Genomic DNA, 26,338 nt, shown 5'->3' on the forward strand with positions numbered 1-26,338 from the left:
GGGACGATGAGGTGGGGTTGCGATGAACGCGCCGTACGACGGTGACCGAGCGCAGGGCACTGGTGGGCCGACGCCCTCCCAGGGCACTGCCCCGGGCACTCCGGTGCCCGGACAGGTTCCGGCGCCCGCGCCCGCGCCGGAACACGACCCGTACGTCCACGACCCCTACGTCCAGGACGCCTACGACCACGACCCCTACCGGGGCCAGGACCTGTCGGCCCAGGACCCCGTGGCCGAGGTGCTCTACGACCGCGCCTCCCACCCCCCGCCGCCGCCGGGCACCTACCAGGAGGCAGGCCCGCTCTACGCGGCCCCGCAGGCCCACTCCCACGGCCCCGACCCCCGCGTCTGGGCGCAGACCCCGCCCCCCGAGCCGGACGGCCCCTCCCGCCACCTCCCCTACGGCGACCACGCGACGACGACGCAGTTCGTCGGAGTGGACTCCCTGGTGACCAGCGCCGCGGAGGAGCAGCAGGAACCGGACGCCTTCACCCACCTCTACCGCGACCAGCAGGCGGTACCGCGTCCCCCGGTGGAGGAGGCGCCCGTGGCGGCCCCCGCCCCGACGAAGCCCGCCGGGCGGGCCGCCGGCCTGATGAAGTCCAGCGCCCTGATGGCCGCGGGCACGATCGTCTCCCGCATCACCGGCTTCGCGCGCACGCTGGTGATCGCCGGCGCCATCGGCGTCGCCTCCCTCAACGACAGCTACCAGGTCGCCAACACCCTCCCGACGATGATCTACGTGCTCGTCGGCGGCGGCGCCCTCAACGCGGTCTTCATCCCACAGCTCGTCCGGGCCATGAAGAACGACGAGGACGGCGGCGAGGCGTACGCCAACCGCCTGCTCACCCTGGTCGTGGTGCTGCTGGGCGCGGTGACCACCATCTGCGTGTTCGCGGCACCGCTGTTCATCGCGATGATGTCGCAGAAGATCGCCGACAGTCCGGAACGCATGGACATCGCGGTGGCCTTCGCGCACTACTGCCTGCCCACCATGTTCTTCATGGGCGTGCACGTGGTGCTCGGTCAGATCCTCAACGCCCGCGGCCGGTTCGGCGCGATGATGTGGACCCCGGTCCTCAACAACATCGTCGTCATCGCCACCTTCGGCGCCTTCATCTGGGCCTTCGGCGGTTTCACCAGCACCGGCGTCACCGAGGCGACCATCACCCCCGAGGGCGTCCGCCTGTTGGGCATCGGCACCCTGCTCGGCCTCGCCGTCCAGTCCCTCGCGATGCTCCCCTACCTCCGCGACGCCGGCTTCCGGCCGCGCCTGCGCTTCGACTGGAAGGGCCACGGCCTCGGCAAGGCCGCGGGCCTGGCCAAGTGGACCTTCTTCTTCGTCCTCGCCAACCAGATCGGCCTGGTCGTCGTCACCCAGCTCGCCACCTGGGCGGGTGAGGTCGCCGACAAGCAGGGCCACGGCGGTACCGGCATCACCGGCTACAACTACGCCCTGCTCCTGTGGCAGATGCCGCAGGCCATCATCACCGTCTCCGTCATGACGGCCGTGCTGCCCCGCATCTCGCGCTCCGCCCACGACGGCGACGCCGCCGCCGTCCGCGACGACATCTCCTACGGCCTGCGCACCTCGGCCGTGGCGATCGTCCCCTGCGCCTTCGCCTTCCTCGCGCTCGGCGTACCGATGTCCACGCTGCTGTACGCGAGCACCGGCGCCGACGACGCCACCAACATCGGCTTCATCCTGATGGCGTTCGGCCTCGGCCTGATCCCGTACTCCGTGCAGTACGTGGTCCTGCGCGGCTTCTACGCCTACGAGGACACCCGGACCCCCTTCTACAACACGGTCATCGTCGCCGCGGTCAACGCGAGCGTCTCCGCCCTCGCCTTCTTCGTGCTGCCGGCCCGCTGGGCCGTCGTCGGCATGGGAGCCGCCTACGGCCTCGGCTACGCGGTCGGAGTCGGTGTGGCCTGGCGCCGCCTGAAGAACCGTCTGGGCGGCGACCTCGACGGCGCCCACGTCATGCGCACCTACACCCGCCTGATCGGCGCCTGCGTCCCGGCAGCGGCCGTCGCCGGGGCCGTGGCCTACGGGGTCACCCTCTGGCTGGGCAACGGGGCGCTCGGCTCCCTCGCGGCCCTCGTGGCGGGCGCCGCGGCCCTGGGCGCGGTGTTCCTCGTCGCCGCGAAGCGGATGCGGATCGAAGAGCTCAACGCCATGGTCGGGATGGTCCGCGGACGTCTGGGACGCTGATGCGTCCACCCGCCCCCGATTCGAGACCTCTTCGCGTGTCGTGCGGAGCGCCGGACTGTGGGCACAATTGGCATGGCTTCGCAGACTGGCCGACAGCGCGCAACGGATGGGGAGGCAGGGACGACGGTGGCGGAACGTAGCACGGCTGCCGTCGACGTGGCCGACAACAGCGGCGAGCAGCCGCCGGCCGCGCACGCGGCCAAGGCCACGGCCGACGGGGTGGACACCCAGAACGGACGAGCCGCGGACGGATCCATGCCCGAAAAGGACGGCGAACGCGCCGGTGCGGCACCCGCGGCCGCGCCCGAACTCCACAGCGGCCACAAGCTCGCGAGGCGCTACCGCCTCGAGGAGTGCGTCACCCGTCTGGACGGATTCAGCAGCTGGCGCGCGATGGACGAGAAGCTGCGCCGCGCGGTGGGGGTCCACCTGCTGCCCGCGGACCACCCGCGGGCCCGCACCGTCCTGGCCGCCGCCCGCTCCTCCGCTCTGCTCGGCGACCCCCGGTTCGTCCAGGTCCTCGACGCCGTCGAGGAGAACGACCTCGTCTACGTGGTCCACGAGTGGCTGCCGGACGCCACGGAACTCACCGCCGTCCTCGCCGCCGGACCGCTGGAGCCCCACGAGGCCTACCAGCTCGTCAGCCAGGTCTCCCAGGCCATGGCGGCGGCGCACCGGGAGGGCCTCTCCCACCTGCGCCTGACCCCGAGCGCGATACTGCGGACGTCGAGCGGCCAGTACCGCATCCGCGGTCTCGCCGTGAACGCCGCCCTGCGCGGCATCACGAGCGACACCCCGCAGCGGGCCGACACCGAGGCCATCGGTGCCCTGCTGTACGCCGCCCTCACCCAGCGGTGGCCCTACGAGACCGACGCCTACGGGCTGGCCGGCCTGCCCAAGGGCATCGGGCTGATCGCCCCCGACCAGGTCCGCGCGGGCGTGCACCGGGGACTGGGCGAGCTGGCCATGCGGGCCCTCGCCAACGACGGCGCCACCGCGTCCCGCCAGGAGCCCGCCTGCACCACCCCGGAGGAGCTCTCGAAGGCGGTCGCCGCGATGCCGCGCATCCGGCCGCCGGAGCCCGCCTTCACGGCGCCCCCGGAGTACCAGCACACCACCTACCAGCAGGGCAGCTACGGCCGTCCCCTGGCCACCGGCATGACCACGGCCCAGTCCGTCGTGGTCGGCCCCCCGCCGCCCCCGCTCCAGAGCCGGACCGGCCGTGCCCTCAAGTGGGGCGTGGCCGCGCTGCTCATCGCCGCCCTCGGCCTGGGCAGCTGGCAGCTCGCCGACTCCCTGCTCGACCACAACAAGCAGAACGGCGACACCAACCAGTCGACGCAGCAGGGGCCCGACGGCACCGCGGAGAAGAAGGACCCCGTCCCCCTCTCCATCAAGGGCGCCGCCGAGTACTACCCGGACGGCAAGGCGCAGAACGCCGACGGGGTCTCCAAGACCTTCGACGCGGACAGCTCCAGCTACTGGCGCACGAAGAGCTACAACGAGGGCCCCAAGTTCGAGATCAAGTCCGGCGTCGGGATCATCTACGACCTCGGCTCCGAGCAGGAGGTCAGGGCCGCCTCGATAGCGTTGAAGCACGCGGGCGACCACACCACCCTGGCGCTGTACGCGGCCGACTCCATGCACCCGAAGAACTCGGTCGACGGCATGAAGAAGATCGTGGGGGCGACGACCAAGGACTCCAGCGTCAACCTGACCGTCGAGACGCCGGTCAAGGCGCGCTACGTCCTGCTGTGGATCACCGAAGTCCCCTACGCGGGCTACGACGACTTCAGCCAGGCCGGTTACAAGCAGGGCATCACGGATGTGAAGTTCAAGGGCTGACGCACACAGGGGGAGGGGCTCACCGTTGGACCAAGCCGCCGCCGGCGACCGCAGCGACCGGGAACTCCTGGAGCTGCACGTGGCCGGCGATCCCGACGCCTTCGGTGAGCTCGTACGCCGCCACCGCGACCGCCTCTGGGCCGTCGCGCTGCGCACCCTCGGGGACCGGGAGGAGGCCGCCGACGCCGTCCAGGACGCCCTGGTCTCCGCCTACCGGGCCGCCCACACCTTCCGCGGCGAATCCGCCGTCACCACCTGGCTGCACCGCATCACCGTGAACGCCTGCCTCGACCGCGCCCGCAAGGCCGCCTCCCGGCGGACCTCGCCGCTCGACGACACGGACCGCCTGGAGCGCCTCCTGGAGCCCCACGAGTCCGCCGAGGCACCCGCGGAGCGCCAGGACCTCCACCGGCAGCTGCTGGCCGCCCTCGGCACCCTCCCGGCCGACCAGCGGGCCGCGCTCGTCCTCGTCGACATGCAGGGATACCCCGTCGCCGAGGCCGCGCGGATCCTCGACGTCCCCACCGGAACCGTCAAGAGCCGGTGCGCGCGCGGCCGGGCGAAGCTCCTGCCGATGCTCACTCATCTGCGCACGAATGCCGGGGATAACACCGCCACCGAGCGGGGAAGGAACCGGACGCCGGGAGCAGCCGTCCCACCGGCGATGCAACCCAGGCATCCCGATCCAGATCCAGACGCCGTGAAGGGCGGAGGTGGACGACCGTGACCCCCACGACCGGCAAGACCGGCACGATCCGGCACCCGGAGGTCTCGGAGATCTCCGACCTCACCGAGGGAGTGCTCTCCCCCTCCCGCACCGCCGAGGTGCGGCGACACCTGGGCGGCTGCGCCCTGTGCGCCGACGTACGCGATTCCCTGGAGGAGATCCGCTCCCTGCTGGGGACCCTCCCGGGGCCGCCGCGGATGCCCTCCTCCGTCGCCGGACGCATCGACGCCGCCCTCGCCGCCGAGGCCCTCCTCGAATCCAACAGCTCCCGGGCCACGGCCGAGGCCGAAGCCGAGGCCGCGGCACTCGCCGGCGCCGGCAGCGGTGGCGGTGGCGACGGCAGCGATGTTTCACGTGAAACATCGACCGGCCCCGTCCACCGCGCCACGCCGGGGCGGCCCTCCGGTCACCCGTCCGGCCCCAACGGACCCGGCCGACGTCGCGCACGCCGCCGCATCGCCGTGATCGCCGGCCTCGCCGGGGCGGGCGTCTGCGCCTTCGCGGTCTTCCTGTTCAACGCCTCCGGCGGCCCCGCTCCCTCGGACACCAGCGCCCGCGCCACCGCCTCCCAGGCCCCCACGGAGGGCTCCGACCGCTCCTCGGAGGCCGGCGGGTACACCGCCCAGGGCCTCGGGGGTCAGGTCCGGCAGCTCCTGGCCGCGGGCAGCGGGACCAACAAGACCATGGGCCTGGACTCCGCCCCGCCCGGCGTCGCCCCCTCCGACCGGCAGGCGTCCCCGGAGACCGCGGGCGCGCCCTCCTGCGTCCGGGCCGCCACCGGACGTACGGAGACCCCGCTCGCGACGGAGCTCGGCAGCTACCGGGGCACGGCCGCCTACCTCCTCGTCCTCCCCCACGCGGGCGACGCCGCCCTCGTGGACGCCTACCTCGTCGACGCCTCCTGCGCGGACGACCCGGCGAAGACCCCGGGCGGTCCCCTCCTGACCGGCACCTATCCACGAACCTGACATGGCCGGGAAAGGACCTGACACGTTCGGGGCCGGGCTGGGACAAGTAGGGAATGCAAGCGCCGTAGGATCCGTTGGGTGGGGTGAGAGTCCGCACCGGCCCCCGGTAGGCAACGAAGTCCGCAGAGACGAGGAAGAAACCCGTGAGCGACGTACGAAACGTGATCATCATCGGCTCCGGGCCGGCCGGTTACACGGCCGCCCTGTACACCGCACGCGCTTCGCTCAACCCGCTGGTCTTCGAGGGCGCCGTCACCGCCGGTGGCGCCCTGATGAACACCACCGAGGTCGAGAACTTCCCCGGCTTCCAGGACGGCATCATGGGCCCGGACCTCATGGACAACATGCGCGGCCAGGCGGAGCGCTTCGGAGCCGAGCTCGTCCCGGACGACGTCGTCGCCGTGGACCTCACCGGCGAGATCAAGACGGTCACCGACACCGCCGGCACCGTGCACCGCGCGAAGGCCGTCATCGTCACGACCGGCTCCCAGCACCGCAAGCTCGGCCTGCCCAACGAGGACACCCTCTCCGGCCGCGGTGTCTCCTGGTGCGCCACCTGCGACGGGTTCTTCTTCAAGGACCAGGACATCGCCGTGGTCGGCGGCGGCGACACCGCGATGGAGGAGGCGACCTTCCTCTCCCGGTTCGCCAAGACCGTGACGATCGTGCACCGCCGCGACAGCCTGCGCGCCTCCAAGGCCATGCAGGACCGCGCCTTCGCCGACCCGAAGATCCGCTTCGCCTGGGACAGCGAGGTCGCCGAGATCCACGGCGAGCAGAAGCTCTCCGGCCTCACCCTGCGCAACACGAAGACCGGTGAGACCTCCGAGCTGCCCGTGACCGGCCTGTTCATCGCCGTCGGACACGACCCGCGCACCGAGCTGTTCACCGGCCAGCTGGACCTGGACGACGAGGGCTACCTGAAGGTCGACGCGCCCTCCACGCGCACCAACCTCACCGGTGTCTTCGGCGCGGGCGACGTCGTGGACCACACCTACCGTCAGGCCATCACCGCCGCCGGCACCGGCTGCTCCGCCGCCCTGGACGCCGAGCGCTACCTCGCCGCCCTCGCGGACGCCGAGCACGCCCACGCGGCCGTCTGACCCCTTTCACCCCACACCCCACACCCCGCAGGAAAGAAGGAGGCCGCTGTGGCCGGCACCCTGAAGAACGTGACCGACGCCGATTTCGACGAGGTGGTCCTGGCCAGCGACAAGCCGGTTCTGGTGGACTTCTGGGCCGAGTGGTGCGGCCCGTGCCGTCAGATCGCGCCGTCGCTGGAGGCCATCGCGGCCGAGCACGGCGAGGAGATCCAGATCGTCAAGCTCAACATCGACCAGAACCCGGCCACGGCCGCCAAGTACGGCGTCATGTCCATCCCCACCCTGAACGTCTACCAGGGTGGCGAGGTCGTCAAGACCATCGTCGGTGCCAAGCCGAAGGCCGCGATCCTGCGTGACCTCTCCGACTTCGTCGAGGTCAAGGCCTGACCCACCGCCCTTGGCGGCAGGTGGTCGGTGACCACGTGAAACGGGGCCGCCCCCTTCGAGGGGGCGGCCCCGTTCGCATGACCGCGTGGTCACTTCGCACGACCACGTCCTCACAGGGGACGCAGCGCCGGCTCCTTGCGGGCCCTCGCACCGCTCAGCAAGCGGTCCAGGGCCAGCTCCACGTCTTCCTTCCACGACAGCGTCGTACGCAGCTCCAACCGCAGCCGGGGATGGACCGGATGGGGGCGCACCGTCTTGAAGCCCACCGAGAGCAGGTGCTCGGCGGGCAGCAGACAGGCCGGACGCTCCCAGCGGGCGTCGCCGAAGGCCTCGATCGCCTTGAACCCCCGGCGCAGCAGGTCCTTCGCGACCGTCTGCACCATCACCCGGCCCAGCCCCTGGCCCTGGTAGCCCGGCATGATCCAGGCCGTGATCAGCTGCACGGCGTCCGGGGAGACCGGACTGGTCGGGAAGGAGGCGGCACGCGGGACGTAGGCGGGCGGCGCGTACAGCACGAAGCCCACCGGGACCTCGTCGACGTACACCACCCGGCCGCAGGACCCCCAGTCCAACAGGACGGCGGAGATCCAGGCCTCCTTCTCCAGCTCCGGAGTACCGGCCTTGACGGCCGCCTCACCGCTGACGGGATCGAGCTCCCAGAAGACGCAGCCTCGGCAACGCCCGGGAAGATCCTGGAGGTTGTCCAGCGTGAGCGGTACCAGCCGACGACCCATGACCGCATCGTAACCACTGCCCCCCGCATCTTCGAGTGAGAACGTCCCTCGGCGCGGCAGGGGGCGGCGGCGGTGGAACTACTCCCCGGACAGGCCCTGTTCCAGGACCCGACCCTCGCCCGGAGCCAGCGTCCCCAGGATCCTTTCGAGGTCCTCCATGGAGGCGAACTCGACCGTGATCTTGCCCTTCTTCTGCCCCAGGTCCACCTTCACCCGGGTCTCGAAGCGGTCCGAAAGCCGGGTCGCCAGCTCGCTGAGTGCCGGGGCCACACGCGTCCCCGCCCTCGGGCCCTTCGGCTTCACCGCGGGCGAGGCCTCCGAGGCCATCAGCTGGATGATCTCCTCGACCGCACGCACCGACAGCCCCTCGGCCACGATGCGGTGCGCCAGACGGTCCTGCTCCTCGGCGTCGGCCACCGAGAGCAGCGCCCTCGCGTGACCCGCCGACAGCACGCCCGCGGCCACCCGTCGCTGCACCGGCGGCGAGAGCTTCAGCAGCCGCAGGGTGTTGGAGACCTGCGGACGCGAACGTCCGATCCGGTCGGCCAGCTGGTCGTGCGTGCAGCTGAAGTCCTGGAGCAGCTGGTCGTAGGCGGCCGCCTCCTCCAGGGGGTTCAGCTGGGCCCGGTGCAGGTTCTCCAGCAGCGCGTCCAGCAGCAGCTTCTCGTCGTCCGTGGCCCGGACGATCGCGGGGATGCGCTCCAGACCCGCCTCACGGCAGGCCCGCCAGCGGCGCTCGCCCATGATCAGCTCATAGCGCCCCACCGAGGACTGCCGCACGATGACCGGCTGAAGCAGACCCACCTCCTGGATGGAGGTGACCAGCTCGGCCAGCGCGTCCTCGTCGAACACCACGCGCGGCTGCCGCGGGTTCGGGATGATCGCGTCGATCGGCAGCTCCGCGAAGGTCGCTCCGACCTCCGCCTCCTGCGAGCCCGCCGGCGCGGGAACCGATGTTTCACGTGAAACATCGGCCTGCGCCAGCGAAGCGAGCTTCGCCGCGGCGATGCCCCGCTCCGACGTCAGCGAGGGCACCGCCGACGGAGACGTCGACCCACCCACCGTCGCCGGCGCCTTCTCCTGGGGAGCCGCGGGAATCAGCGCGCCGAGCCCCCGCCCCAGACCCCTACGTCGCTCGCTCACTGGATCCCCTCCGCCACACTCTGCGTGCTGTTCATGCCCGCGCCCTGGTGGGCGTACTGGGCGTCGTCATGAATGCCGGCCCCGCGCAACGCGATCTCCCGCGCCGCCTCCAGGTAGGAGAGGGCACCGCTGGAGCCCGGATCGTACGTGAGGACCGTCTGTCCGTAACTCGGGGCCTCCGAGATGCGCACCGACCGCGGGATGCTGGTGCGCAGCACCTCGTTGCCGAAGTGGGTGCGCACCTCGTCCGCCACCTGCGAGGCCAGCCGCGTCCTGCCGTCGTACATGGTCAGCAGGATCGTCGACACGTGCAGGCTCGGGTTCAGGTGGGCCCGCACCAGGTCCACGTTGCGCAGCAGCTGGCCCAGTCCCTCCAGCGCGTAGTACTCGCACTGGATCGGGATCAACACTTCGGCGCCGGCCACCATCGCGTTCACGGTGAGCAGGCCGAGCGAGGGCGGGCAGTCGATCAGGATGTAGTCGAGCGGCTGCTCGTACGCCTGGATCGCGCGCTGGAGGCGGCTCTCACGGGCCACGAGCGAGACGAGCTCGATCTCCGCGCCCGCGAGGTCGATGGTGGCCGGGGCACAGAACAGCCCTTCCACGTCCACCACCGGCTGGACGACCTCCAGCAGGGGCCGGCTGTCCACGAGCACGTCGTAGATGGACGGCACCTCGGCGTGATGGTCGATGCCCAGGGCCGTGGAGGCGTTGCCCTGCGGGTCGAGGTCGATCACGAGGACCCGCGCGCCGTGCAGGGCCAGGGAGGCCGCCAGGTTCACGGTCGTCGTGGTCTTGCCCACGCCGCCCTTCTGGTTCGCGACCACCATGATCCGGGTCTGCGCGGGCCGCGGCAGACGCGAACCCGACCGCCCGAGCGCCTCGACCGCCAGCTGGGCGGCACGACCGATGGGCGTGTCCTCGTTCTCGTCGTTGTCGACGAGGGGCGGAGGCGATGTTTCACGTGAAACATCCTCGCCCGGCGATTCAGAGCGGGGACCGGGGACCGGATCGGTCATCGGCCCCGCGAGGTTGGCGTCGGACCGCACGGTGTCACTCTCCTCGGCAGCGGGCTCGCGATGAACAGAGCCTGCCATGCCACCTGGCTCGTGAACCAGCGGGCCCCGTACTCCTGTGGATGAATCCACCGTTGTGGACAACTCCGTACCCCCCGCGTCATCGCGGTGACGGGGGGCCGCAGCAGCACGGCCGCGGCTGATGATTCCGTGCAGCAGAGAGCGACGTTTCACGTGAAACACGATGCCCGGACGGACTCTTCAGGCCTCTACGACACTCCGAAATCCGTACCTATAGGGCGCAACACCCGCGAGAACGGGAAGATCAACGACGCCGACGCACCCGGCTGACGCGCGCCGCCTTCGCCCGCTTGGCCGCGAACCTCACCCCACCGGGGCTCTCGCCGCACTCCACCCGGACCACCGTCGACAGGGGGTCGACGACGCCCTCGCCCACCTGGAGCACCGAGGTCTTCACCACACCGAGCTTGGTGAGCGCGACCTTCGCCGCCACCAGCTCCTCCTCCGCGGTGTCGCCCTTCAGCGCCAGCATCTCGCCGTAGGGACGCAGCAGCGGCACACCCCAGCCGGCCAGCCGGTCCAGCGGGGCCACCGCCCGGGCCGTCACCACGTGCACCGGCTGGAGCTTGCCGAGCATCTCCTCGGCGCGCCCGCGCACCACCGTGACGTGATCGAGCCCCAGCAGCTCCACGGCCTCCTGGAGGAAGTTCGTCCGGCGCAGCAGCGGCTCCAACAGCGTGATCTTCAGATCACGCCGGACCAGCGCCAACGGGATGCCGGGCAGACCGGCGCCCGAGCCCACGTCGCACACGGTGACGCCCTCGGGCACCACCTCCGAGAGCACCGCGCAGTTCAGCAGGTGCCGCTCCCAGAGGCGGGGCACCTCGCGCGGGCCGATCAGACCACGCTTGACCCCCGCGTCCGCAAGCAGCTCCGCGTACCGCACAGCTTCCGGGAAAAACTCACCGAACACCGCGCGCGCCTCTTCAGGCGCCGGGGGGAGCTCCGCTGCCTCCGTCACGGGGACCGTCCTTCCGTACAGAACCGCTAAAACCGTGTCGTTCCACTGTCAGGCTTACAAACATCGGCCCCGCCTGCGACACAGACGGGGCCGACCAATCAACGTTCCGGTCAGGCCGGGAGCACAACGACGAAGCGCTGCGGCTCCTCGCCCTCGGACTCGCTCTTCAGACCGGCGGCCGCCACGGCGTCGTGGACGACCTTGCGCTCGAACGGCGTCATCGGGGCGAGCTTCAGGGGCTCTCCCGAGGCCTTCACGTCCGCGGCGGCCTGCGCGCCCAGGGCCGCCAGCTCCTCGCGCTTCTTGGCGCGGAACCCGGCGATGTCGAGCATCAGCCGGCTGCGGTCCCCGGTCTCGCGGTGCACCGCGAGGCGGGTCAGCTCCTGGAGGGCCTCCAGGACCTCGCCGTCGCGGCCCACGAGCTTCTGCAGGTCGCGGCCGGCGGAGTCGCTGACGATCGACACCGCGGCACGGTCGGCCTCGACGTCCATGTCGATGTCGCCGTCCAGGTCGGCGATGTCCAGCAGACCCTCAAGGTAGTCGGCCGCGATCTCACCCTCCTGCTCGAGGCGGGTCAGGGTGTCGCCACTCTCAGCGGCGGCGGTGGTGGTGCCTTCCGTCACGGGAGGGACTCCTTCTTACTTCTTGGAGGGCTTGCTGGGGGGCGTCTGGCGCTTCGACTTCGTCTGCCGCTTGGGCTGCTGTCGCTTCGTGGCGACACCACCGCTCGCCGCGTCCGCGTCGGCGGTGGCTTCGGAACTCTTGATCACCGTGCCGTCCGCCTGGGCGGCCATGCCCTGCTTGGTCAGAGCGGTGATGAACTTGCGCTCGTTGTCGTTGCGGTCCGGGCCCTTGGCGACGATGGCCGCGACGATCTTCTTCTTGCTCCGGCCCTTGACGACACCGTGGGCGGTGACCTGCTTCAGCAGGCGGGTCAGGTACTGGTCCTGCGCCTTGCTGCCCGGAGTCGGGTTCTGGTTGATCACGTACATCTGCTGGCCCATGGTCCACACGTTGGTGGTCAGCCAGTAGACGAGGACACCCACGGGGAAGTTGATGCCCATGACGGCGAAGATCACCGGGAAGATGTACATCAGCATCTTCTGCTGCTGCATGAACGGCGTCTTCACCGAGAGGTCGACGTTCTTCTGCATCAGCTGGCGCTGCGTGTAGAACTGCGACAGCGACATCAGGACGATCATGACCGCGGTCACGATGCGGACGTCGGTGATCGAGGCGTTCAGGCTCGCGACCTTCTCGGCGCTGTCCGTGAACTTGGCGGCGAGAGGGGCACCGAAGATGTGGGCCTGACGGGCGCTCTCCAGCAGCGACTGGTTGATGACACCGATCGTCTGCCCGTTGGCGATGCTCGCGAGCACGTGGTAGAGCGCGAAGAAGAACGGGGACTGCGCCAGGATGGGAAGGCACGAGGAGAGCGGGTTGGTACCCGTCTCCTTGTACAGCTTCATCATCTCTTCGGACTGACGCTGCTTGTCGTTCTTGTAGCGCTCCTGGATCGCCTTCATCTTCGGCTGGAGCGCCTGCATGCCGCGCGTCGCCTTGATCTGCTTCACGAAGAGCGGGATCAGGCAGATACGGATCAGGATCACCAGGGACACGATGGACAGGCCCCAGGCCCATCCACTGTCCGCACCGAAGATCGCCCCGTACAGCTTGTGGAACTGGACGATGATCCACGACACGGGTGTGGTGATAAAGCTGAACAGACTGGCAATCGTGTCCACTAATCAGGCTCCTTGAGCATTGCGAGATCTACGCAACGCACTGCGCAGCTGCTCGTGCCAACGCGGGCGTTTCCGGGGTGGGACATGATCCACACCGCCCGGGGACCACGGATTGCACCGCAGGATCCGCCAGGCGGTCAGAACCGTCCCCTTCACCGCACCATGCCGGTCGATGGCCGTGAACCCGTAGTGCGAACACGACGGGTAATAGCGGCACACCGGCCCGAGCAGCGGACTGATGGTCCACTGGTACAGCTTGATCAAAGCGAGCAGCGGGTACTTCATCGAGCCACGCCTCCCAGCAGCCGCGCCAGGGCGGCATCCAGGTCACGGGCCAACTCGTCGACGCCGGCGTCACCCGCTCCGGGCAGAGCCCGCACCACCACCAGGCTACCGGCGGGCAGCAGAGCCAGCCGATCGCGCACGAGATGGCGCAGCCGGCGCTTGACCCGGTTACGGACGACGGCTATGCCGACGGCCTTGCTGACGACGAAACCCGCACGCGGCGAGGGAACTGTCTCCCCCGGCTCGTGCGGGTCCGTTGCACCGCTTGTACGTAGGTGGACGACGAGGAGCGGGCGTCCGGCCCGCCTGCCTCGGCGCACCGCGCTCGCGAAGTCCTCACGCCGCCTCAGCCGATTTTCGGGAGACAGCACGACGTCACGACCTGCGCGTTGGTTACGCGGAGAGGGCGGCGCGGCCCTTGCTGCGGCGGTTCGCCAGGATGGCGCGACCGGCACGGGTACGCATCCGCAGGCGGAAGCCGTGGGTCTTGGCACGACGGCGGTTGTTCGGCTGGAAGGTGCGCTTGCTCACTCGGGGGCTCCAGAGAATGAATCGTTGTGGCGGTACATCGCCTGGCTGTCACCGTGCGCCCACGAGGAACTCGCGTGTTCGCCCGAGTGGACACCGCTAAATGATCACAATCAGTGATCTTCGCCCATCGGTAGGCAGGCGGCAGCAGCCATCGACAACTCGACCTCGTTACGGTACGCGCGGCTACGCCATCCGGTCAAACCGAGCCCGCCTGGCCCCACACTGTGCACAGGCTGTGGACAACGACTTGAACCCTACCCACCGGCCTGACTACCGTTGCCTGATCCCTGTTTTTTGTCCCGACCGTCCCAAAGAACCACACATTCGTGGGACGGGACCTGTGAGAGAGCGTGCCCTGTGGCTGACGTACCCGCCGATCTTGCCGCAGTGTGGCCACGCGTGCTCGAGAAGCTGCTCGGCGAGGGTCAGCAAGGTATCGAGTCCAAGGACAAGCAGTGGGTCGAACGATGCCAGCCCCTGGCCCTGGTCGCCGACACCGCTCTGCTCGCCGTCCCCAATGAATGGGGCAAGCGGGTCCTCGAAGGCCGCCTGGCGCCGCTCATCAGCGACGCCCTCAGCCGGGAGTGCGGCCGGCCCATCCGGATCGCCATCACCGTCGACGACTCCGCCGGCGAGCCCGCGCCCGCCTCGCCGCCCTCCCCGGGCCGCGAGGGCTACGAGCCCTACGGCGGCCAGCGGCCCGGCGGTCACACCGGCCCCGGCGACGACCAGCTCCCCACCGCCCGGCCCGCCTACCCGGACTACCAGCAGCCGCGCCCCGAGCCCGGCGCCTGGCCCCGCGGCGGGCAGGACGACTACGGCTGGCAGCAGCCGCGCCTCGGCGGCTTCCCGGAGCGCGACCCGTACGCCTCCCCGCAGCCCGGCTACCTCCAGCAGCCCGACCCGGGCGGCTACGACCAGGGTTCCTACGAGCAGCAGCCGTACGAGCCGGGGAAGTACGAGCAGTCCCCGTACGAGCAGCAGAAGTACGAACCGCAGTCGTACGAGGAGCGGCCCTACGAGCAGCAGTCGTACGAGCAGCCGGCCGCGCGCCCGGCGCCCGGCCGGCCCGCGCCGCCGCCGGCCCCGTCCGGCGGTTCGACGTCGGGCCCGTTGGAGCCGACGGCCCGACTGAACCCGAAGTACCTCTTCGACACCTTCGTCATCGGTGCCTCCAACCGCTTCGCGCACGCCGCCGCGGTGGCCGTCGCCGAGGCGCCGGCGAAGGCGTACAACCCCCTCTTCGTCTACGGGGAGTCGGGACTCGGCAAGACGCACCTGCTGCACGCGATCGGGCACTACGCGCGGAGCCTCTACCCGGGCACCCGCGTGCGGTACGTGAGCTCAGAGGAGTTCACCAACGAGTTCATCAACTCCATCCGCGACGGCAAGGGCGACGCCTTCCGCAAGCGGTACCGCGAGATGGACATCCTGCTGGTCGACGACATCCAGTTCCTGGCGAGCAAGGAGTCGACGCAGGAGGAGTTCTTCCACACCTTCAACACGCTCCACAACGCCAACAAGCAGATCGTGCTGTCCTCCGACCGGCCGCCCAAGCAGCTCGTCACCCTGGAGGACCGGCTGCGCAACCGCTTCGAGTGGGGCCTGATCACCGACGTCCAGCCGCCCGAGCTGGAGACGCGCATCGCGATCCTGCGCAAGAAGGCCGTGCAGGAGCAGCTCAACGCCCCGCCGGAGGTACTGGAGTTCATCGCCTCCCGCATCTCGCGCAACATCCGCGAGCTGGAGGGCGCGCTGATCCGGGTCACGGCCTTCGCGAGCCTCAACCGGCAGCCTGTGGACCTCGGTCTGACCGAGGACGTCCTCAAGAACCTCATCCCGGGCGGGGAGGACACCGCGCCCGAGATCACGGCCTCCGACATCATGGCGGCCACCGCGGACTACTTCGGGCTGACCGTGGAGGACCTGTGCGGGTCCTCGCGCAGCCGGGTGCTGGTGACCGCCCGCCAGATCGCCATGTACCTGTGCCGTGAACTCACGGACCTGTCCCTGCCGAAGATCGGGGCCCAGTTCGGCGGGCGCGACCACACGACCGTCATGCACGCCGACCGCAAGATCCGCGCGCTGATGGCGGAACGACGCTCCATCTACAACCAGGTAACGGAACTCACGAACCGCATCAAGAACGGCTGAGGGCGGCCCCGGGCGGCCGTGCCGGGGCCTCGCACCCCCACCGCAAACCCCACCGCCAGGGCGCTTCCGGATCGAACCGGGGGCGCCCTTCTTCGTCCGCGCGCCCCCGCTCTGTTCGAATACGCCCCCTGGAGGGACGGTCATCCACAGATTGCTCGACTTTCTTCCGTCCACAGCCTGAGGACAGTTCTCCTCACCCACAATCTGTCCACAGGAGTGCAGGTTGAGCCACCATCAGGCCTGGTCACGAGCCTGGGGATTTGTGAACAAGCGCTGTCCACAGGCTGTGGACAGAAGTTTCGTCCACAGGCTCATCCACTCCTCTGTCCACCGCCGACCCACAGGTTCCCGCATCCTGTGCACAGGAACCGAGGGGTTCTCCACACCGTTGTCCACTGTTCGGCAACCTGGCCCCTCCTGTCACCGCCCCGAGTGAAAGGCGTCACACGGATGTCGACGTTTGCTCTGTGGACCGCTGGGGAAAAGCTGGGGACGCAGCTGTGGAGTACTCCGGGTCACCTGGGGACGGACTGTGCAGAACTTTCTGTTCTCCACAGACACCCCCTGTTGTCCACCGGTGCCGTACACAGGGTGTGGGGATAAAAAACGAGGGCTGACCTGCGAGAACGGGCTTATCCACCGTTTCCACAGGCCCTACTACTACCCCCATGGAGAGTTAGGCCGGTTTCGGTTTTCAAGCGGGTCCTGTGCACAACTCGTCGAGCGGCCGTCCCGACACCTCGCTCCCGACTTGACCGCCGGCCGCGACGAGTGTCGGCGCCGTACGTCAGACTGGTCCCCGGCATCGGTCGAGGCATCGACGAGCCGACGACGAAGGCCGGCAGACGAGCGAGCAACAGCAGGAGGCGGTTCCGGTGAAGATCCGGGTGGAGCGCGACGTACTCGCGGAGGCGGTGGCCTGGGCCGCACGCAGCCTCCCGGCCCGGCCGCCGGTGCCCGTGCTCGCGGGCCTGCTGCTGAAGGCCGAGGAGGGCACGCTGTCCCTCTCCGGCTTCGACTACGAGGTCTCGGCCCGCGTCTCCGTCGAGGCGGACGTCGAGGAGGACGGCACCGTCCTCGTCTCCGGCCGGCTCCTCGCCGACATCTGCCGCGCCCTCCCCAACCGCCCGGTGGAGATTTCCACAGACGGTGTACGGGCGACCGTGGTCTGTGGATCCTCGCGGTTCACGCTCCACACCCTGCCCGTGGAGGAGTACCCGGCGCTCCCGCAGATGCCGACCGCGACCGGCACCGTGCCCGGCGAGGTCTTCGCCTCCGCCGCCGCCCAGGTCGCCATCGCCGCCGGCCGCGACGACACGCTGCCCGTGCTGACCGGTGTCCGCATCGAGATCGAGGGCGACCGCGTCACCCTCGCCTCCACCGACCGCTACCGCTTCGCGGTCCGCGAGTTCCTGTGGAAGCCGGAGAACCCCGAGGCCTCGGCCGTGGCCCTGGTGCCCGCCAAGACCCTCCTGGACACCGCCAAGTCCCTGACCAGCGGTGACACCGTCACCCTGGCGCTCTCCGGCTCCGGCCAGGGCGAGGGCCTGATCGGTTTCGAGGGCGCCGGCCGGCGCACCACCACCCGCCTGCTCGAAGGCGACCTGCCGAAGTACCGCACGCTGTTCCCGACGGAGTTCAACTCCATCGCCGTGATCGAGACCGCCCCGTTCGTCGAGGCCGTCAAGCGCGTGGCCCTCGTCGCCGAGCGCAACACCCCGGTGCGGCTGAGCTTCGAGCAGGGCGTGCTGATCCTGGAGGCCGGTTCCTCCGACGACGCACAGGCTGTGGAACGTGTGGACGCCAAGCTGGAGGGCGACGACATCTCGATCGCCTTCAACCCCACCTTCCTGCTGGACGGCCTGAGCGCGATCGACTCCCCGGCCGCGCAGCTGTCCTTCACCACGTCCACGAAGCCCGCACTGCTCAGCGGTCGCCCGGCCGTCGACGCGGAGGCCGACGAGGCCTACAAGTACCTGATCATGCCGGTGCGCCTGTCCGGCTGACGCCGTCCACAGGTCTCGCGCTCTCCCGGTACGCCGGCGTACGGGCCCGGTCTCGCCGACGGTGAGACCGGGCCCGACCCGTTTGCCCCGGCCCGCGTGCCCGGTTTGTTCGCCCGGCCCCTCCGCAGGCTCCCGCCGCGACGCGGCGGCGCCCGTGGGGCCCCGCGCCACGGCCCGGCGTAGGCTCGGATCCGGTGGGCGACCCCGGGGACCACGAGAACCGGGCCGCCCCGGCAAAGACGGCCACAACGCTTAAGGAACCACCTGATGGAGCTTGGTCTCGTCGGTCTCGGCAAGATGGGCGGCAACATGCGCGAGCGCATCCGCCGCGCAGGCCACACCGTCATCGGATACGACCGCAACCCGGACCTCGCCGATGTCCACAGCCTCCGGGAACTTGTGGACAGCCTGCAGGCCCCCCGCGTGGTGTGGGTGATGGTCCCGGCAGGCGCGGCGACGCAGTCCACCGTCGACGAGCTGGCGGAGCTGCTGTCCCCCGGCGACATCGTCGTCGACGGCGGCAACTCCCGCTGGACCGACGACGAGAAGCACGCCGAGGAGCTGAAGGCCAAGGGCGTCGGCTTCGTCGACTGCGGTGTCTCCGGTGGCGTCTGGGGCCTGGAGAACGGCTACGCCCTCATGTACGGCGGCGACAAGGAGCACGTCGCGGCCGTCCAGCCGATCTTCGACGCCCTCAAGCCCGAGGGCGAGTTCGGCGCGGTGCACGCCGGCAAGGTCGGCGCGGGCCACTTCGCGAAGATGGTCCACAACGGCATCGAGTACGCCATGATGCAGGCCTACGCCGAGGGCTGGGAGCTGCTGGAGAAGGTGGACTCGGTCACCGACGTCCGCGAGGTCTTCCGGTCCTGGCAGGAAGGGACGGTCATCCGTTCCTGGCTGCTCGACCTCGCCGTGAACGCGCTGGACGAGGACGAGCACCTGGAGCAGCTGCGCGGCTACGCGCAGGACTCCGGCGAGGGCCGCTGGACGGTCGAGGCCGCGATCGACAACGCCGTGCCGCTGCCGGCGATCACGGCCTCGCTCTTCGCGCGCTTCGCGTCCCGCCAGGACGACTCCCCGCAGATGAAGATGATCGCCGCGCTGCGCAACCAGTTCGGCGGCCACGCGGTCGAGAAGAAGTAGCCCGCCCGGCGGCGGCGGGTGCGGCCCGCCGCCGCGCGGGGCGCCCGGGGAGCCGAAGGGCGCTCGGGGCGCCGTAGGACGAGCAACACCGCGGCGGTACGCAAGCGCCGCCGCACAGGAGCAGAGCAGCAGGAAGCCGGGGGAGGTCGGCGCCGCATGCACGTTTCGCATCTCTCTTTGGCCGACTTCCGCTCGTACGCCCGGGCCGAGGTTCCCCTCACCCCGGGCGTCACGGCCTTCGTGGGCCCCAACGGTCAGGGCAAGACGAACCTCGTCGAGGCCATCGGCTACCTGGCGAGCCTCGGCAGCCACCGGGTCTCCTCGGACGCCCCGCTCGTGCGGATGGGCGCGGACCGGGCGGTCATCCGCGCGGCCGTCACCCAGGGCGAGCGTCAGCAGCTCGTGGAGCTGGAGCTGAACCCGGGGCGGGCGAACCGGGCCCGGATCAACCGGTCCTCGCAGGTCAGGCCGCGGGACGTGCTGGGGATCGTACGGACCGTGCTGTTCGCGCCCGAGGACCTGGCCCTCGTCAAGGGCGATCCGGGCGAACGCCGGCGGTTCCTGGACGAGCTGGTGACGGCCCGCTCCCCACGGATGGCGGCCGTCCGCTCCGACTACGAGCGGGTCCTCAAACAGCGCAACACCCTGCTGAAGTCCGCGGCGATGGCCCGCCGGCACGGCGGGCGGTCCATGGACCTGTCCACCCTCGACGTGTGGGACCAGCACCTCGCGCGGGCCGGCGCCGAGCTCCTCGCGCAGCGGCTCGACCTGCTCGCCACCCTGCTCCCGCTCGCGGACAAGGCCTACGAGCAGCTCGCGCCCGGCGGCGGGCCGCTCGGCCTGGCGTACCGCTCCTCCGCCGGCGAACCCGTGGACAGTGGCGCGGCGCGCTCCCGCGAGGAGCTCTACGAGGTGCTGCTGGCGGCGCTCGCCGAGGTGCGCAAGCAGGAGATCGAACGCGGGGTGACGCTCGTGGGCCCGCACCGGGACGACGTGCTGCTGCGCCTGGGCGAGCTGCCCGCCAAGGGGTACGCGAGCCACGGCGAGTCCTGGTCGTACGCGCTGGCGCTGCGGCTGGCCTCGTACGAGCTGCTGCGCTCGGAGGGCGCGGAGCCGGTGCTGATCCTCGACGACGTCTTCGCCGAGCTGGACGCGCGCCGCCGGGAGCGGCTCGCGGAACTGGTGGCGGGGGGCGAGCAGGTGTTGGTGACGGCGGCTGTGGACGATGACGTTCCGGGCGTGCTGGCGGGGACGCGGTTCGGGGTGTCCGGCGGTGAGGTGACCCGGCTGTGAACGACGGCGAAGCGGGACGGGACGGACGCAGGGCCCCGGAGCCCTCCGGGGTGGACCTGGCGCGGCAGGCGCTGGCCGCCGCGCGGGAGCAGGCCCGGGCGCGGGGCAACGCGGTGGGCGGACGCAAGCGGCAGCAGCAGGGGCTGCGCTCGGGTGCCCGCGCGGACGGGCGCGATCCGATGCCGTTGATGGCGGCGCTGGACCGGCTGCGCACCGAGCGGGGCTGGGAGATGCCGATCGCGGTGGCCGGGGTGATGGAGCGGTGGGCGGAGATCGTCGGCCCGGAGATCGCCGCGCACTGCGTGCCGGAGAAGTACGAGGAGCGGGAGCTCCTGGTGCGGTGCGACTCCTCGGCGTGGGCGGCGCAGCTGAAGCTGTTGGCGCCGCAGCTGGTGGCCCGCCTGAACGCGGACCTGGGGCAGGGCACGGTCCGGCTGATCAAGGTGCAGGGTCCGGGCGGTCGCCCGAAGCGGTACGGGCCGTGGCGCGCGCCGGGCAGCACGGGCCCGGGGGACACGTACGGCTGACCCGTACGTCGGGGTCCCGGCGGGTGCGGGGCGGTGGCGGATCCCGTCACCGCGTCCGGGCGCCGGGCCGTGGGCCGTGCGCGGTGGGCCGGACCCCGTGGGGTGGGCGTGGGCCGGACTCCGTGGGGCGGTGCCCCCGTACGCCGTGACCCGTACGTCGCGTCGCCCCTCCGGGTCGGTGCGTGCCCGGACCGTACGCCGATCCACCCGTCGCCCGGCCCCGGCCCCGACCGCGTCGCCCGGCCGGCGCCGATCGGGGCGGCCGGTGGTCTTCGGCCGTGCGCCGGCCGCGGTCGGTGCTCCGGGCCGGGCGGGTGCCGGGTCCCGTGGGTCCCCTCCGTCCCACCCGTTCGTACGGGCTTGCGACGGGCGGGTTCCGCTTGTCCGCGTTCCGGGTGGAACCAGCCCCTCCGAATGAGCGTGGGACTCAGTGTCGGAGCGGGTCGGCGCGGGGTGCCCGGAGCCTTCGCGGCCGGTCGGCGGGAGGGTCGCCGCATTCCGGACCGCGGTGTTCGCGGGTGGTGTCCCTCACGGTAGCGACGGGTTGACAGCCCGAAGCGCTGGACGCCCGCGTGAGCCACTTTGAGCCCCTCCCCGGATATGGGGAGTCGGAGAGAGGAGGTTCAGGACGGCACATGCGGACTCAGGGGCCGGCAAACCCCCATTCATGTCAGTGGTACCGGTAGACTGGAGACAATCCCGCCCGATTAGCGGGGGGACACTCGACAACGCAGACAACGCAGATCGACGCGGCCGCTCCCGCCGGCGCACTCGCTGGTCCGGAGTACGGGCTGCGCTGTGCCAGAAAGGGCGCTTCGTGGCCGATTCCGGCGACTCCAACGAGAAGAATTACGACGCCAGTGCGATCCAGGTCCTCGAGGGCCTGGACGCGGTCCGCAAGCGGCCGGGTATGTACATCGGCTCCACGGGCGAGCGTGGTCTGCACCACCTCGTCTACGAGGTCGTCGACAACTCGGTCGACGAGGCGCTGGCCGGACACGCGGACACCATCGACGTGACGATCCTCGCCGACGGCGGGGTGCGCGTGGTCGACAACGGCCGCGGCATCCCGGTCGGCATCGTCCCGTCCGAGGGCAAGCCGGCCGTCGAGGTCGTCCTGACGGTCCTGCACGCGGGCGGCAAGTTCGGCGGCGGCGGCTACGCCGTCTCCGGTGGTCTGCACGGCGTCGGCGTCTCCGTCGTGAACGCCCTGTCGACCAAGGTCGCGGTCGAGGTCAAGACGGACGGCCACCGCTGGACCCAGGACTACAAGCTGGGCGTCCCCACGGCCCCGCTGGCCAAGAACGAGGAGACCGACGAGCACGGCACGTCGGTGACGTTCTGGGCCGACGGCGACATCTTCGAGACCACCGAGTACTCCTTCGAGACGCTCTCGCGGCGCTTCCAGGAGATGGCCTTCCTCAACAAGGGCCTGACCCTGACGCTGACCGACGAGCGCGAGTCGGCGAAGGCGACGGCCGGCGCCGACGACCCGGACGCGGACACGGCCGAGCCCCAGGCGCGCACCGTGAAGTACTACTACGAGGGCGGCATCGTCGACTTCGTGAAGTACCTCAACTCGCGCAAGGGCGAGCTGATCCACCCGACCGTCATCGACGTCGAGGCCGAGGACAAGGAGCGCATGCTCTCGGTCGAGATCGCGATGCAGTGGAACTCGCAGTACACCGAGGGCGTGTACTCCTTCGCGAACACGATCCACACGCACGAGGGCGGCACCCACGAAGAGGGCTTCCGCGCCGCGCTGACGGGTCTGGTCAACCGCTACGCGCGCGACAAGAAGCTGCTGCGGGAGAAGGACGACAACCTCGCCGGCGAGGACATCCGCGAGGGTCTGACGGCGATCATCTCGGTCAAGCTGGGCGAGCCCCAGTTCGAGGGCCAGACGAAGACCAAGCTGGGCAACACGGAGGCCAAGACCTTCGTGCAGAAGGTCGTCCACGAGCACCTCAACGACTGGTTCGACCGCAATCCGGTCGAGGCCGCGGACATCGTCCGCAAGTCGATCCAGGCCGCCACCGCGCGCGTCGCGGCCCGCAAGGCCCGCGACCTCACCCGCCGCAAGGGTCTGCTGGAGAGCGCCTCGCTCCCCGGCAAGCTGTCCGACTGCCAGTCGAACGACCCGACCAAGTGCGAGATCTTCATCGTCGAGGGCGACTCCGCCGGCGGTTCGGCCAAGTCCGGCCGCAACCCGATGTACCAGGCCATCCTGCCCATCCGCGGCAAGATCCTGAACGTCGAGAAGGCGCGCATCGACAAGATCCTCCAGAACACCGAGGTTCAGGCGCTCATCAGCGCCTTCGGCACGGGCGTGCACGAGGACTTCGACATCGAGAAGCTCCGCTATCACAAGATCATCCTGATGGCGGACGCCGACGTCGACGGCCAGCACATCAACACCCTGCTGCTGACCTTCCTGTTCCGCTTCATGCGTCCGCTGGTCGAGGCCGGCCACGTGTACCTGTCCCGCCCCCCGCTCTACAAGATCAAGTGGGGTCGCGACGACTTCGAGTACGCGTACTCGGACCGCGAGCGCGACGCCCTGGTGGAGCTCGGCAAGCAGAACGGCAAGCGCATCAAGGAAGACTCGATCCAGCGCTTCAAGGGTCTGGGCGAGATGAACGCCGAGGAACTGCGCGTCACCACCATGGACGTCGACCACCGCGTGCTCGGCCAGGTCACCCTCGACGACGCGGCGCAGGCCGACGACCTGTTCTCGGTGCTGATGGGTGAGGACGTCGAGGCCCGACGCTCCTTCATCCAGCGCAACGCCAAGGACGTCCGCTTCCTCGACATCTGAGTCGGCCCGACGCTGACCGCCCGAAAGGACTTCTGACCGGCAATGGCCGACGAAACCACCCCCACCGCAGAGAATCCCGCGGAGGAGCAGCCCGTGCTGCGCATCGAGCCCGTCGGGCTCGAGACGGAGATGCAGCGCTCCTACCTCGACTACGCGATGTCCGTCATCGTCTCGCGCGCGCTGCCCGACGTACGGGACGGCCTCAAGCCCGTCCACCGTCGTGTGCTGTACGCGATGTACGACGGCGGCTACCGGCCCGAGAAGGGCTTCTACAAGTGCGCCCGCGTCGTCGGTGACGTCATGGGCACGTACCACCCGCACGGCGACAGCTCCATCTACGACGCGCTGGTCCGTCTGGCCCAGCCGTGGTCGATGCGCATGCCGCTGGTGGACTCCAACGGCAACTTCGGCTCCCCGGGCAACGACCCGGCGGCCGCGATGCGCTACACCGAGTGCAAGCTCATGCCGCTGGCCATGGAGATGCTCCGGGACATCGACGAGGAGACCGTCGACTTCACGGACAACTACGACGGCCGCAACCAGGAGCCGACGGTCCTGCCGGCGCGCTTCCCGAACCTGCTGATCAACGGCTCCGCCGGCATCGCGGTCGGCATGGCGACCAACATCCCGCCGCACAACCTGCGCGAGGTCGCGGCCGGCGCCCAGTGGGCGCTGGAGCACCCGGAGGCCTCGCACGAGGAGCTGCTGGACGCGCTCCTGGAGCGCATCAAGGGCCCGGACTTCCCGACCGGCGCCCTGGTCGTGGGCCGCAAGGGCATCGAGGAGGCGTACCGCACCGGTCGCGGCTCCATCACGATGCGCGCCGTGGTCGAGGTCGAGGAGATCCAGAACCGCCAGTGCCTGGTGGTCACGGAACTCCCGTACCAGACCAACCCGGACAACCTGGCGCAGAAGATCGCCGACCTGGTGAAGGACGGGAAGATCGGCGGCATCGCCGACGTCCGTGACGAGACCTCCTCGCGCACCGGTCAGCGCCTGGTGATCGTGCTCAAGCGCGACGCCGTCGCCAAGGTCGTGCTGAACAACCTCTACAAGCACACCGACCTCCAGACGAACTTCGGCGCGAACATGCTGGCGCTGGTGGACGGGGTGCCGCGCACCCTGTCGATCGACGCGTTCATCCGCCACTGGGTGCAGCACCAGATCGAGGTCATCGTCCGGCGGACCAGGTTCCGTCTGCGCAAGGCCGAGGAGCGGGCGCACATCCTGCGCGGCCTGCTGAAGGCCCTGGACGCCATCGACGAGGTCATCGCCCTCATCCGGCGCAGCAACACCGTCGAGATCGCGCGCGAGGGCCTCATGGGCCTCCTGGAGATCGACGAGATCCAGGCCAACGCGATCCTGGAGATGCAGCTGCGGCGCCTGGCGGCCCTGGAGCGGCAGAAGATCGTCGCCGAGCACGACGAGCTCCAGGCGAAGATCAACGAGTACAACGCGATCCTGGCCTCGCCGGAGAAGCAGCGCTCGATCGTCAGCGAGGAACTGGCGGCGATCGTCGAGAAGTACGGCGACGACCGGCGTTCCAAGCTGGTGCCCTTCGACGGCGACATGTCCATGGAGGACCTGATCGCCGAAGAGGACATCGTCGTCACGATCACGCACGGCGGCTACGTCAAGCGGACCAAGACCGAGGACTACCGTTCGCAGAAGCGCGGCGGCAAGGGCGTGCGCGGCACGAAGCTGAAGCAGGACGACCTCGTCGACCACTTCTTCGTGTCCACGACCCACCACTGGCTGCTGTTCTTCACGAACAAGGGCCGCGTCTACCGTTCCAAGGCCTACGAGCTGCCGGACGCCGGTCGCGACGCCCGCGGGCAGCACGTCGCGAACCTGCTGGCCTTCCAGCCGGACGAGAAGATCGCGCAGATCCTCGCCATCCGCGACTACGAGGCGGCGCCCTACCTGATCCTGGCCACCAAGGGCGGCCTGGTGAAGAAGACGGCGCTCAAGGACTACGACTCGCCCCGATCGGGTGGCGTGATCGCCATCAACCTCCGGGAGACCGAGGCGGGCGGCGACGACGAGCTGATCGGCGCCGAGTTGGTGTCGGCCGAGGACGACCTGCTGCTCATCAGCAAGAAGGCGCAGTCGATCCGCTTCACGGCGACCGACGACGCGCTGCGTCCGATGGGACGCGCCACCTCGGGCGTGAAGGGCATGAGTTTCCGCGAAGGGGACGAGCTGCTTTCCATGAGCGTGGTGAGGCCGGGTACTTTCGTCTTCACCGCGACGGACGGTGGTTACGCCAAGCGGACGGCCGTGGACGAGTACCGCGTCCAGGGACGTGGTGGTCTGGGCATCAAGGCCGCCAAGATCGTGGAGGACCGCGGGTCGCTCGTCGGCGCGCTGGTGGTCGACGAGACGGACGAGATTCTCGCCATCACGCTCAGCGGTGGTGTGATCCGTACGCGCGTCAACGAAGTCAGGGAGACCGGCCGTGACACCATGGGCGTCCAGCTGATCAACCTGGGCAAGCGCGATGCCGTGGTCGGCATCGCTCGTAACGCCGAGGCCGGTCAGGAAGCTGACGAGGCCGACGAGATCGAGTCAGGGATCGAGGCCGGGGCAGCCGAAGGACAGGCCGCCGAGGCAGCCGAGGGCACGGAGTCCTCGGCAGGGGAGCACGAGGAGTAAG

The 26,338-nt window shown here is 70.1% G+C and carries 21 protein-coding genes and 1 pseudogene; 13 read left to right on the top strand and 9 right to left on the bottom strand.

Annotated features, from left to right (window positions below; genetic code table 11):
- Positions 1 to 22 precede the first annotated feature (22 nt).
- The 6 genes from murJ to trxA all read left to right on the top strand — a co-directional run bounded on the left by murJ (position 23) and on the right by trxA (position 7,245).
- Positions 23 to 2,215, top strand: coding sequence for a murein biosynthesis integral membrane protein MurJ (murJ, locus tag AB0D01_RS04575; protein ID WP_363053532.1), 2,193 nt, complete (start codon positions 23 to 25; stop codon positions 2,213 to 2,215).
- A gap of 126 nt (positions 2,216 to 2,341) precedes the next feature.
- Positions 2,342 to 4,060 carry a protein kinase family protein gene (locus AB0D01_RS04580; RefSeq protein WP_363053533.1) on the top strand — a complete coding sequence of 573 codons (1,719 nt, stop codon included), beginning with the start codon at positions 2,342 to 2,344 and terminating at the stop codon, positions 4,058 to 4,060.
- Between the two features lie 25 nt (positions 4,061 to 4,085).
- Entirely contained in the window at positions 4,086 to 4,787 is a 702-nt protein-coding gene (sigM, locus tag AB0D01_RS04585; RefSeq protein ID WP_363053534.1) for an RNA polymerase sigma factor SigM, read from the top strand.
- Positions 4,784 to 5,755 carry a zf-HC2 domain-containing protein gene (locus AB0D01_RS04590; protein WP_363053535.1) on the top strand — a complete coding sequence of 324 codons (972 nt, stop codon included), beginning with the start codon at positions 4,784 to 4,786 and terminating at the stop codon, positions 5,753 to 5,755. The genes sigM and AB0D01_RS04590 overlap by 4 nt, the downstream gene beginning before the upstream one ends.
- A 143-nt stretch (positions 5,756 to 5,898) precedes the next feature.
- The gene (gene trxB, locus AB0D01_RS04595; protein WP_363053536.1) at positions 5,899 to 6,858 is read left to right on the top strand and encodes a thioredoxin-disulfide reductase; all 960 of its coding nucleotides are present in this window, start codon (positions 5,899 to 5,901) and stop codon (positions 6,856 to 6,858) included.
- A gap of 48 nt (positions 6,859 to 6,906) precedes the next feature.
- Entirely contained in the window at positions 6,907 to 7,245 is a 339-nt protein-coding gene (trxA, locus tag AB0D01_RS04600; protein WP_363053537.1) for a thioredoxin, read from the top strand.
- A gap of 110 nt (positions 7,246 to 7,355) precedes the next feature.
- Here trxA and AB0D01_RS04605 read toward each other — a convergent pair whose 3' ends face one another.
- The 9 genes and pseudogenes from AB0D01_RS04605 to rpmH form a co-directional block, all read right to left on the bottom strand.
- Positions 7,356 to 7,979, bottom strand: a complete 624-nt coding sequence (locus tag AB0D01_RS04605; protein ID WP_363053538.1) for a GNAT family N-acetyltransferase — start codon at positions 7,977 to 7,979, stop codon at positions 7,356 to 7,358.
- Positions 7,980 to 8,057: 78 nt separating this feature from the next.
- Complete coding sequence (locus tag AB0D01_RS04610) at positions 8,058 to 9,122, bottom strand: ParB/RepB/Spo0J family partition protein (RefSeq protein ID WP_363053539.1); 1,065 nt, start codon at positions 9,120 to 9,122, stop codon at positions 8,058 to 8,060.
- The gene (locus tag AB0D01_RS04615) at positions 9,119 to 10,219 is read right to left on the bottom strand and encodes a ParA family protein (protein WP_363053540.1); all 1,101 of its coding nucleotides are present in this window, start codon (positions 10,217 to 10,219) and stop codon (positions 9,119 to 9,121) included. The genes AB0D01_RS04610 and AB0D01_RS04615 overlap by 4 nt, the downstream gene beginning before the upstream one ends.
- A gap of 244 nt (positions 10,220 to 10,463) precedes the next feature.
- Positions 10,464 to 11,180, bottom strand: a complete 717-nt coding sequence (gene rsmG / locus AB0D01_RS04620; RefSeq protein ID WP_363053541.1) for a 16S rRNA (guanine(527)-N(7))-methyltransferase RsmG — start codon at positions 11,178 to 11,180, stop codon at positions 10,464 to 10,466.
- A 110-nt stretch (positions 11,181 to 11,290) separates the two neighbouring features.
- Positions 11,291 to 11,803: a R3H domain-containing nucleic acid-binding protein gene (locus AB0D01_RS04625; protein ID WP_266786761.1), complete on the bottom strand. Its 513-nt coding sequence runs from the start codon at positions 11,801 to 11,803 to the stop codon at positions 11,291 to 11,293.
- A 15-nt stretch (positions 11,804 to 11,818) separates the two neighbouring features.
- On the bottom strand, positions 11,819 to 12,925 hold the full coding sequence (gene yidC / locus AB0D01_RS04630; RefSeq protein WP_363053542.1) for a membrane protein insertase YidC: 1,107 nt from the start codon (positions 12,923 to 12,925) through the stop codon (positions 11,819 to 11,821).
- A gap of 30 nt (positions 12,926 to 12,955) precedes the next feature.
- A pseudogene (gene yidD, locus AB0D01_RS04635) lies at positions 12,956 to 13,210 on the bottom strand (membrane protein insertion efficiency factor YidD); the annotation flags it as partial.
- Complete coding sequence (rnpA, locus tag AB0D01_RS04640; RefSeq protein WP_363053543.1) at positions 13,207 to 13,581, bottom strand: ribonuclease P protein component; 375 nt, start codon at positions 13,579 to 13,581, stop codon at positions 13,207 to 13,209. The gene rnpA and the pseudogene yidD, both read right to left, overlap by 4 nt.
- A 22-nt stretch (positions 13,582 to 13,603) precedes the next feature.
- Positions 13,604 to 13,741, bottom strand: a complete 138-nt coding sequence (rpmH, locus tag AB0D01_RS04645; RefSeq protein ID WP_018547628.1) for a 50S ribosomal protein L34 — start codon at positions 13,739 to 13,741, stop codon at positions 13,604 to 13,606.
- Positions 13,742 to 14,098: 357 nt separating this feature from the next.
- Between rpmH and dnaA the strand changes: the two genes are divergently transcribed.
- The 7 genes from dnaA to gyrA all read left to right on the top strand — a co-directional run bounded on the left by dnaA (position 14,099) and on the right by gyrA (position 26,337).
- Positions 14,099 to 15,895, top strand: coding sequence for a chromosomal replication initiator protein DnaA (dnaA, locus tag AB0D01_RS04650; RefSeq protein WP_363053545.1), 1,797 nt, complete (start codon positions 14,099 to 14,101; stop codon positions 15,893 to 15,895).
- Between the two features lie 875 nt (positions 15,896 to 16,770).
- The gene (gene dnaN, locus AB0D01_RS04655; RefSeq protein WP_363053546.1) at positions 16,771 to 17,901 is read left to right on the top strand and encodes a DNA polymerase III subunit beta; all 1,131 of its coding nucleotides are present in this window, start codon (positions 16,771 to 16,773) and stop codon (positions 17,899 to 17,901) included.
- A gap of 267 nt (positions 17,902 to 18,168) precedes the next feature.
- Positions 18,169 to 19,044 carry a phosphogluconate dehydrogenase (NAD(+)-dependent, decarboxylating) gene (gene gnd / locus AB0D01_RS04660; protein WP_363053547.1) on the top strand — a complete coding sequence of 292 codons (876 nt, stop codon included), beginning with the start codon at positions 18,169 to 18,171 and terminating at the stop codon, positions 19,042 to 19,044.
- 156 nt (positions 19,045 to 19,200) lie between these two features.
- On the top strand, positions 19,201 to 20,337 hold the full coding sequence (recF, locus tag AB0D01_RS04665; RefSeq protein ID WP_363053548.1) for a DNA replication/repair protein RecF: 1,137 nt from the start codon (positions 19,201 to 19,203) through the stop codon (positions 20,335 to 20,337).
- Positions 20,334 to 20,864, top strand: a complete 531-nt coding sequence (locus AB0D01_RS04670; protein WP_363053549.1) for a DciA family protein — start codon at positions 20,334 to 20,336, stop codon at positions 20,862 to 20,864. Before recF ends, AB0D01_RS04670 begins: the two co-directional genes overlap by 4 nt.
- Before the next feature lie 796 nt (positions 20,865 to 21,660).
- Entirely contained in the window at positions 21,661 to 23,682 is a 2,022-nt protein-coding gene (gyrB, locus tag AB0D01_RS04675) for a DNA topoisomerase (ATP-hydrolyzing) subunit B (RefSeq protein WP_363053735.1), read from the top strand.
- 42 nt (positions 23,683 to 23,724) lie between these two features.
- Positions 23,725 to 26,337, top strand: a complete 2,613-nt coding sequence (gene gyrA / locus AB0D01_RS04680; protein ID WP_363053550.1) for a DNA gyrase subunit A — start codon at positions 23,725 to 23,727, stop codon at positions 26,335 to 26,337.
- Position 26,338 lies beyond the last annotated feature (1 nt).

Origin of the sequence: Streptomyces sp. NPDC048606, assembly GCF_040650855.1 — a bacterium.
In the GTDB taxonomy this organism is placed as follows: domain Bacteria; phylum Actinomycetota; class Actinomycetes; order Streptomycetales; family Streptomycetaceae; genus Streptomyces.

Excerpts from the sequence above, each read along its gene's own strand:
- murJ (WP_363053532.1), top strand. The coding sequence starts at position 23 with ATGAACGCGCCGTACGACGGTGACCGAGCGCAGGGCACTGGTGGGCCG.
- AB0D01_RS04605 (WP_363053538.1), bottom strand. The coding sequence starts at position 7,979 with ATGGGTCGTCGGCTGGTACCGCTCACGCTGGACAACCTCCAGGATCTT.
- AB0D01_RS04615 (WP_363053540.1), bottom strand. The coding sequence starts at position 10,219 with ATGGCAGGCTCTGTTCATCGCGAGCCCGCTGCCGAGGAGAGTGACACC.
- gnd (WP_363053547.1), top strand. The coding sequence starts at position 18,169 with ATGGAGCTTGGTCTCGTCGGTCTCGGCAAGATGGGCGGCAACATGCGC.
- recF (WP_363053548.1), top strand. The coding sequence starts at position 19,201 with ATGCACGTTTCGCATCTCTCTTTGGCCGACTTCCGCTCGTACGCCCGG.
- gyrA (WP_363053550.1), top strand. The coding sequence starts at position 23,725 with ATGGCCGACGAAACCACCCCCACCGCAGAGAATCCCGCGGAGGAGCAG.